This window comes from Streptomyces sp. NPDC050534, assembly GCF_044457745.1.
GTDB lineage: Bacteria > Actinomycetota > Actinomycetes > Streptomycetales > Streptomycetaceae > Streptomyces.
On sequence record NZ_JBITHF010000030.1, the window covers coordinates 19,614 to 28,124 of the forward strand.

The 8,511-nt window shown below is 72.6% G+C and carries 8 protein-coding genes; 7 read left to right on the forward strand and 1 reads right to left on the reverse strand.

The genetic code is table 11. The annotated features are described in order from the left end of the window. The first annotated feature begins 56 nt into the window (after positions 1–56). The 3 genes from cobT (at position 57) to ACIBN2_RS46505 (ending at position 3,861) form a co-directional block, all read left to right on the forward strand. On the forward strand, positions 57–1,193 hold the full coding sequence (gene cobT, locus ACIBN2_RS46495) for a nicotinate-nucleotide--dimethylbenzimidazole phosphoribosyltransferase (protein WP_399143858.1): 1,137 nt from the start codon (positions 57–59) through the stop codon (positions 1,191–1,193). Between the two features lie 84 nt (positions 1,194–1,277). Then, positions 1,278–3,014 carry a phosphatidylglycerol lysyltransferase domain-containing protein gene (locus ACIBN2_RS46500; RefSeq protein ID WP_399143859.1) on the forward strand — a complete coding sequence of 579 codons (1,737 nt, stop codon included), beginning with the start codon at positions 1,278–1,280 and terminating at the stop codon, positions 3,012–3,014. 10 nt (positions 3,015–3,024) lie between these two features. Then, on the forward strand, positions 3,025–3,861 hold the full coding sequence (locus ACIBN2_RS46505; RefSeq protein ID WP_399143860.1) for a hypothetical protein: 837 nt from the start codon (positions 3,025–3,027) through the stop codon (positions 3,859–3,861). Here the strand turns inward: ACIBN2_RS46505 and ACIBN2_RS46510 are convergent. Beyond that, positions 3,762–4,523, reverse strand: coding sequence for a hypothetical protein (locus tag ACIBN2_RS46510; RefSeq protein WP_399143861.1), 762 nt, complete (start codon positions 4,521–4,523; stop codon positions 3,762–3,764). The genes ACIBN2_RS46505 and ACIBN2_RS46510 overlap by 100 nt on opposite strands. Positions 4,524–4,583: 60 nt before the next feature. On the opposite strand from ACIBN2_RS46510, the gene ACIBN2_RS46515 reads away from it, so the two are divergent. The 4 genes from ACIBN2_RS46515 to ACIBN2_RS46530 form a co-directional block, all read left to right on the forward strand. Then, positions 4,584–5,378 carry an adenosylcobinamide-GDP ribazoletransferase gene (locus ACIBN2_RS46515; RefSeq protein ID WP_399143862.1) on the forward strand — a complete coding sequence of 265 codons (795 nt, stop codon included), beginning with the start codon at positions 4,584–4,586 and terminating at the stop codon, positions 5,376–5,378. A 44-nt stretch (positions 5,379–5,422) separates the two neighbouring features. After that, positions 5,423–6,028 (forward strand): RDD family protein, encoded by a 606-nt coding sequence (locus tag ACIBN2_RS46520; protein ID WP_399143863.1) that lies wholly within the window; start codon positions 5,423–5,425, stop codon positions 6,026–6,028. Positions 6,029–6,230: 202 nt separating this feature from the next. Further along, positions 6,231–7,757 (forward strand): leucyl aminopeptidase, encoded by a 1,527-nt coding sequence (locus tag ACIBN2_RS46525; protein WP_399143864.1) that lies wholly within the window; start codon positions 6,231–6,233, stop codon positions 7,755–7,757. A 245-nt stretch (positions 7,758–8,002) separates the two neighbouring features. Beyond that, a partial coding sequence (locus ACIBN2_RS46530) for an FAD-dependent oxidoreductase (RefSeq protein WP_399143865.1) occupies positions 8,003–8,511 on the forward strand: 509 nt, incomplete at its 3' end.

Consider the following 8,511-nt stretch of genomic DNA (forward strand, 5'->3'; position numbering starts at 1 on the left):
CGCGTGGTGCCCCTGTGGCGCTGTCCTGTTCGACCGGGGCCGGTACTGTTCGGCGAATGAGCTCGCTTAATCTCGACGACTTCACCGATCTGATCGAGCGCCCGGACGGCGGGGTGCGCCGCGACGCCGAGGCGCGCAGGGAGCGCCAGATCGTGCCGCCCGGATCGCTGGGCCGGCTCGACGACCTGGGTGAGTGGCTGTCCGCCGCGCAGTCCGCGGTGCCGGTGCGGCCGATCGAACGGCCGCGGGTGGTGCTCTTCGCCGGTGACCACGGAGTCGCCGAACTGGGCATCTCGGCACGGCCCGCGGGCAGCGCCGGACTGCTGGTGCGGGAGGTCCTGGAGGGCGGCCGTCCGGTGTCGGTGCTCGCCCGCCGGCTCGGCGTGCCGGTGCGCGTCGTCGACATGGCGCTGGACTGCGACCCCGAGACGCTGCCCGACGAGGTCGTACGGCACCGGGTGCGGCGCGGCAGCGGACGTATCGACATCGAGGACGCACTGACGGCCGAGGAGGCCGAGGCGGCGTTCCGCGCCGGGATCGCGGTCGCCGACGAGGAGGCCGACTCCGGCACGGACCTGGTGGTGCTCGGCGATGTGAGCGTGGGCGGGACGACGGTGGCCGGCGTGCTGATCGCCGCGCTGTGCGGGACCGACGCCTCGGTCGTCACGGGGCGTGGCGGGCTCGCCATCGACGACCTGGCGTGGATGCGCAAGTGCGCGGCGATCCGGGACGCGCTGCGGCGGGCCCGGCCCGTGCTGGGCGACCAGTTGCAGTTGCTCACGGCGGTGGGCGGCGCCGATCTCGCCGCGATGACGGGTTTCCTGCTGCAGAGCGCGGTGCGCAAGACGCCGGTGATCCTGGACGGCGTCGTGGCGGCGGCCTGTGCGCTGGTGGCGCAGCGGGTCGCGTTCCGGGCGCCGGACTGGTGGCTGGCCGCGCACGACAGCGGGGAGCCGGGACAGGCGAAGGCCCTGGACCGGATGGCGCTGGAGCCGCTGCTGTCGCACGGGGTGACCGTCGGCGAGGGCGCGGGCGCCCTGCTGGCGCTGCCGCTCGTCCAGGCCGCGGCGGCGCTCGCCGCGGAGCTGCCGGAGAAGCCGGAGCTCTCGGGCGACGGCGACAGCGACAGCGACCACGACGGCGGCGACCGCGAGAAGAAGGACGCGGAGGCCGAGGCGGAAGAGATCGGGTAGGCGCCCGACAGGGGCCGAAAGTCGACCGACCGGCGACCAAAGATGGAGCGGTTCATCAGGGCATCGCCCATATGATCCTCTCTCATGGGAGATGCCCGAATTGCCTCGCGGCGGTCCGCCGCTTTCGCCGTCTGGTATTTGCGGGCCGTCGCGTTCGTCAACTTTCTCAGTGCCGTGTGGGTGTCGCTGGGACAGGACGTGCGGCGGCACAACCAGGAGAACTTCTTCACGCCGTACCTGCTGACCGCGGGCTTCGCCTCCGGGGTGTTCACGGCCTTCCTCGCCGTCACGATGCGGCGCCGCAAGCGCGCCGCGTGGATCCTCAACCTCGCGCTGGCGGGCCCGTTCCTCGGGCTGTTCGGCTTCGCGATGGCGTTCCCGGAGATCCGGCAGTACGCCCAGAACTGGGTCTCGCTCGCCCTCACCGCCGCCTTCGTCGTCGCCCTGCTGGTCGGGCGGCGGGAGTTCTACGCCAAGGGCGACCGCTCCAATCCGAAGCTCGCCGCCGCGGTCGCGGTGGGCGGCACGCTGGCCGCCTCGCTGTTCGCCGGGCTGCTGGTGACGCTCACCAACCAGGCGCCGGACGCGGCCGGTTCGACGTTCCTGGAGCGCTGGCGCTACGGCACCTTCCGGCTGGTCTCCATCACCGTCGACGAGTCCCGCTTCCCCGGCGTCGACGCGCCGAACTGGGTCAACGTCGCCATCAACGTGCTCAGCACGATCCTCGTCCTGGCCGTCTTCTACGCCGCCTTCCGCTCCCGGCGCGCCGTCGACCCGCTCACCGAGGACGACGAGAAGCGGCTGCGGGAGCTGCTGGAGCGGCAGGGGGAGCGGGACTCGCTCGGGTACTTCGCGCTGCGGCGGGAGAAGAGCGTGGTGTGGTCGCCGACGGGCAAGGCGGCGGTGGCGTACCGGGTCCTCGGGGGTGTCTCGCTGGCGTCCGGTGATCCCATCGGCGACCCCGAGGCATGGCCCGGCGCCATCGAGCCGTGGCTCGCCGAGGCGCGGGCGCACGGGTGGATCCCGGCGGTGATGGGGGCGAGCGAGGAGGCCGGGACCGTGTACACGCGGCACGGCCTGAACGCGCTGGAGCTGGGTGACGAGGCGATCGTGGAGGTCGCCGAGTTCACGCTGGAGGGGCGGGCCATGCGCACCGTGCGGCAGGCCTACAACCGGGTGAAGCGGGCCGGGTACGACGTGCGCATCCGGCGGCACGAGGACATCCCGGCCGACGAGATGGGGTATCTGCTCCAGCGGGCGGACGACTGGCGCGACGGCGCCACCGAGCGCGGGTTCAGCATGGCGCTGGGACGGCTCGGGGACCCCGAGGACGGCCGGTGCGTGATGCTCGAATGCACCGACGGGAAGGGCGAGTTGCGGGCGGTGCTGTCCTTCGTGCCGTGGGGGCCGCACGGCCTCTCCCTCGACCTCATGCGGCGCGACCGGGACTCCGAGAACGGGCTGATGGAGTTCATGGTGCTCGAACTGCTGCGCCGCGCCCGGGACATCGGCATCACCCAGGTCTCGCTCAACTTCGCCATGTTCCGCTCGGTCTTCGAACGGGGGGCGCGCCTCGGTGCCGGGCCGGTGCTCAGGCTCTGGCGCTCGCTGCTCAGCTTCTTCTCGCGCTGGTGGCAGATCGAGTCGCTGTACCGCGCGAACGCCAAGTACCGGCCCATCTGGGAGCCGCGGTTCCTGCTCTTCGAGAAGAGCGCGGACCTGCCGCGCATCGGCATCGCGTCGGCGCGGGCGGAGGGCTTCCTGGAGGCGCCGGGGCTGCCGAAGTGGCTGCACCGCAGGCATCTGGAGACACACAGATGAGGACCACCGCGTGACAGCCCTCGCCCGCTGGGCCCGTGCCGAATGGGGACTCCTGTACGTCACGGCGCGCGAGCCGCTGCTGAAGCGGCACTGGCGGGCGGTCCCGGCGACGCTCGGGGGGGTGGGGCTGACGGCTCTCGTGCAGCTGGTGCAGAACCAGTCCTGGGGCTACCGGTTCGTGCAGGCCACCGGGGCGGTGCGCGCGGAGGACCCCCTGTGGCTGGCCGTCCTGCGCACCCCCCTGTCCCTGTTCGTCCCCGCCCTGGACCTCCCCGTCTGGGGCGCCCTCGTCCAGGTCCTGTTCGTCTTCGGCGTCGCGGAACTCTGCCTGGGCCTCCGCCGCACCCTCGTCATCGCCTACGCCGCCACCCTCGCCGGGACGCTCTACGCCCGCGCGGGCATCCGGCTCGGCTTCGACAACCCCCTCGGCCTGCCGCACTCGGACGCCGCCGTGGTCGACACGGGCCCCTCGGCTGCGGTGGTGGGCCTGGCCGTCTTCCTCGGCTGGCGCTACGGCGCCTACGTCACGGCCGGCGCGGTGACGGCCGCGATGGCCGTCGAGGTCATGCTGAAGGGCAACCTGGCCGGCAAGGAACACCTCGCGGCGATCGCGGTGGTGATCCTGCTCTGCGCGGTACCGGCGCTACGGCACCGCCGCCGGGGACCGGTGCGAAGCGAGGTGGGGGCGGCGCTGCGGCGGACACGGCGCGTGCGACGGCACCGGACCGGCCGCCACTCCACGTTCCGTCACCGGCTCAGCACGCGCCCCGGTGCCGGATCCGGCTTTCCGCCCAGGAAGTCCTGGAACCTGCGGCGGGGACCCACCCAGCGGCGGTCGTGGTGGTAGGCCCGGAGGGTGGCCTTGGCACGGGCGCGGGGGCGGTTGCGGTAGAAGCGCCGGGCCCAGGGGGAGGCGGGGCGGGCCAGGCGGACGACGCCGATCAGGCCGATGAACGGGATGATCACGCTGAAGACGGCCATCCGTGCCTTGCCCTTGCTCAGGACGGCCAGGGCGAAAAGGAAGTTGATGGCCACGGTCGAGATCACGCTGCCACGGTCCTGAAGCTCCTGCTGGCTCATGTCGTTGACACCGAACGGCGAGAAGCCCGCGAGCATCAGGCCCACCATGGCTGCCGTGAGGACGACCACCTCCACGCTCTTGCGGCCCTCCTCGCTCCAGTAGACGTCGTCCAGGTGCAGGATCAGCGCGAACTCGTCGAGGACCAGCCCCGCCCCGATGCCGAAGACGACCGCGAAAGCGGCGGCGCCGAACCCGTGCCGGTTGCTGGCCACCGCACCGAAACCGCCGAGGACGGTCAGGACGACGCCGGGCACCACGTGGTGGATGTGCACCCCGCCCGCCTTGACGTTGCCGAAGGGGCCCTTGCCCGCCCGGATGAGGCGTGTGACGACCCGGGTGAGCAGGAACGTCAGCACGAACGCGGTGAGCGCGAGCAGCAGCGGCAGCTTGCCCGGCTCGATGATGTTCCGCTGGAGCCAATGTCCCATATGCGCACTGTATCCAGACCCGTCGCCGCCCTGCTGCCGACTGCCCGGTAACCTGCGCCGGTGCCCGAACCCTCCAAGACGCCCTGGCCGGACGGCCTCCGCTTCACCTTCGGCACGCTCACCGTGCTGCCCGTCCCGGTGACCCGCTGGGACCGTTCCGCCGCCCGCGGCGGCATGCTCTGCGCTCCGCTCGCCGGAGCCGTCGTGGGCGGCTGCGCGGCCCTGGCCGGCGTGGCGCTGCTGGCACTGGGCGCGAGCGCCCTGGTCGCCGCCGTCGCCTCCGCCGCCGTCCCCGCCGCCCTCACCCGCGGCCTGCACCTGGACGGCCTCGCGGACACCGCCGACGGTCTCGGCAGCGGCAGGCCCGCCGAGGACGCGCTGCGCATCATGAAGCAGTCGGACATCGGCCCCTTCGGCGTGATCACGCTCGTCCTCGTGCTGCTCGCCCAGGTGGCCGCCCTCGCCCAGGCCTACGGCGGCTCATGGGCCCGCGGAGCGCTGGCCGCCGTCGTCTCGGCGACCGCCGCCCGCCTCGCGCTCACCCTGGCCGCCCGCGCCGGCGTGCCGGCCGCCCGCCCCGAGGGCCTCGGAGCGGCGGTCGCCGGCGTGGTGCCGGTGCGGGCGGCGGCGCTCACGGCGGTGCTCGTCACCGGCGCGACCGCCGCCGCGGGCGCGCTCCTCGGCACGTACGACATCGTCCGCACTGCGGTCGCGGTCGTTGCCGCGCTGCTCGCCGCCGAACTTCTCCTGCGCCACTGCACGCGCCGCTTCGGCGGGGTGACCGGCGACGTGTTCGGGGGGCTGGCCGAGACGGCGGCGACCGTTTCCCTCCTGGTGCTGTCGCTGGGGCAGTAGTCTCATCGGCCGTACGGACACAGGGATTTGATCGGGGGACGTTCGTGCCGAAGCTTCGCCGTGCCACGGCCTGGTTCATCGACTTCGCACTGGTGCTGGCGCTGGCCGCCGCACTGGCCGTGCTCACCTTCCACCGCATATCCGCGCTCGTCGCCGACGTGCCCGAACTCGCCACCCGCGGCGGCCTCGACCTGCTGACCTCACGTGGCGACGTGATCGGCGCCTCCGAGGGCTTCGGGGTGTCGCTGTGGGACAAGGCGGTGCTCGACGTGGAGGAGGCCTTCGGCCTGCTGATCGTCGTCACCTTCCTCTACCAGTGGGCCTGTCTCTCCTTCGCCGGGCGCACCGTCGGCAAGGGGCTCGTCGGCCTGAAGGTCACCCCGAGCATGCCGCGCCGCGCCGCGGTGCGGGCCGCCGTCACCACGGCCGCCGACATCGCCGTCTACGCCGTCGCCTGCGTGCTGCTCATCGAGGGCGAGTTCCTGCTGTCGGTGACCGTGTGGGCGCTGGCCGTCGTCCTCTTCTTCCTCAACGCGCTCCCGGTCTTCTCCCCCACCCGCCGCTCCCTCGCCGACCGCCTGGCCGGTACCGCGGTCACCGGCCTCGGGATCGGAACCGGCGCCGCCACGCCCCCGGTTCGTACTTTCTGAGCCGCGCGCGGCCGATGCGAGGACGGCGTCAGGAATGAGCGAGCGCGCGCACGCGCGTAGTCTCGTCCCGAGTGTTCGCCGTACCGGGGAAGGCCCCGCTGAGACCGCACCCTGAGGTCGGATCTAGGGTCGGCTTCCGGGCCCGGTCGACCCACACAGATCGACCACAGGAACTTCACATCGGAAGCGAGATTTCACCACCGTGACTGCTCTCACTCTCAGCACCGCCGCGGCGCCCGGTCTTCGGGCCGACGCGATCGTGATCGGTGTGGCCAAGGGCGCGAAGGGCCCGGTCGTGGCACCGGGCGCCGAGGCCGTGGACAAGGCCTACGACGGCAGGCTCGCCGGCGTCCTGGAAACCCTCGGCGCGTCCGGCGCCGAGGGCGAGGTGACGAAGCTGCCCGCGCCCTCCGGCTTCAAGGCCCCGCTCGTGGTGGCGGTGGGCCTCGGCCAGGAGCCCGGCAAGGACGCGCAGGCAGCCTTCGACGCCGAGGCCCTGCGCGCGGCCGCGGGCTCGGCCGCCCGTGCCCTCACCGGAGCCAAGAAGGCCGCCTTCGCCCTGCCCGTCGGCGACGCCGCCGACGTGTGCGCGATCGGCGAGGGCGTGCTGCTGGGCGCGTACTCCTTCGACGCCTACAAGGAGAACGGCAAGGACCCCAAGAACGGCAAGGCCCCGCTCGCCGAGGCCGCGCTGCTCGGCGCCAAGCCCCGCGACAAGGAGCACAAGGCCGCCGTCCAGCGCGCCGTCGCCGTCGCCGAGGAGCTCAACCGCGCCCGCGACCTGATCAACACCCCGCCGAACGACCTCAACCCGGAGGCGTTCGCCGCCGTGGCGCTGGCCGCGGCCAAGGAGCACGGCATCAAGGTGCAGGTGCTCGACGTCAAGGCGCTGGAGAAGGGCGGCTACGGCGGCATCCTCGGCGTCGGCGCGGGTTCCGCGGCGGGGCCGCGGCTGGTCAAGCTGTCGTACACGCCCTCCAAGGCGAAGAAGCACCTCGCGTTCGTCGGCAAGGGCATCACCTACGACTCGGGCGGCATCTCGCTGAAGCCGGCGGGCCACAACGAGACGATGAAGTGCGACATGAGCGGCGCCGCGGCGGTCTTCGCCGCCGTGGTCGCCGCCGCGCGCCTGGGCCTGGACGTGAACGTCACCGGCTGGCTGGCGCTCGCCGAGAACATGCCGTCGGGCTCCGCGACCCGACCGGGTGACGTGCTGCGCATGTACAGCGGCAAGACGGTCGAGGTCCTCAACACCGACGCCGAGGGCCGGCTGGTGCTGGCGGACGCGCTGTGGGCCGCCTCCCAGGAGAAGCCGGACGCCATCGTGGACGTCGCGACCCTCACCGGCGCGATGATGCTGGCGCTGGGCAGCCGGACCTTCGGGATCATGGCGAACGACGACGCGTTCCGCTCCGCGGTGCACGAGGCGGCCGAGGAGGTCGGCGAGCCGGCCTGGCCGATGCCGCTGCCCGAGCACCTGCGCAAGGGCATGGACTCCCCCACCGCCGACATCGCCAACATGGGCGAGCGGATGGGCGGCGGCCTCGTCGCGGGTCTCTTCCTGCGTGAGTTCGTCGGCGACGGCATCACCTGGGCCCACCTGGACATCGCGGGCCCGGCCTTCAACGAGGGCGGCCCGTTCGGCTACACCCCGAAGGGCGGCACGGGTACGGCGGTGCGGACCCTGGTCCGGCTCGCGGAGCTGACCGCCTCGGGCGACCTGGGCTGATGCAGAAATGAGTGAGGGGGCTCCGCACGCGGGTAGGGCGGAGCCCCCTTTTTCCGTCCGGTGCTCAAGTGAACGTGGGACGTCTCACACACCGGCCCGGCGTCTCGTTCACCTCCGACAAGTGCGAAGATGGGCCACGGCAGGACAGGGCCCCCACCACAGGGCCGAAGAAAGAGCGGCCGGACACCAGCCGCCGCCCGGTCACTGCTGACCGGCGTACGGCGCACATGCATGGAGGACGTGACGTGGCGAACGACGCCAGCACCGTTTTCGACCTAGTGATCCTCGGCGGTGGTAGCGGTGGTTACGCCGCGGCCCTGCGCGGGGCGCAGCTGGGCCTGGACGTCGCCCTGATCGAGAAGGACAAGGTCGGCGGTACCTGCCTGCACCGAGGGTGCATCCCCACCAAGGCCCTGCTGCACGCGGGCGAGATCGCCGACCAGGCCCGCGAGAGCGAGCAGTTCGGCGTGAAGGCCACCTTCGAGGGCATCGACGTCCCCGCCGTCCACAAGTACAAGGACGGCGTCGTCTCCGGGCTCTACAAGGGCCTGCAGGGACTCATCGCCTCCCGCAAGGTGACGTACATCGAGGGTGAGGGCCGGCTGTCCTCGCCCACCTCCGTCGACGTGAACGGCCGGCGTGTCGAGGGCCGCCACGTCCTGCTGGCGACCGGCTCCGTGCCGAAGTCGCTGCCGGGCCTGGAGATCGACGGCAACCGCATCATCTCCTCGGACCACGCCCTCGTCCTGGACCG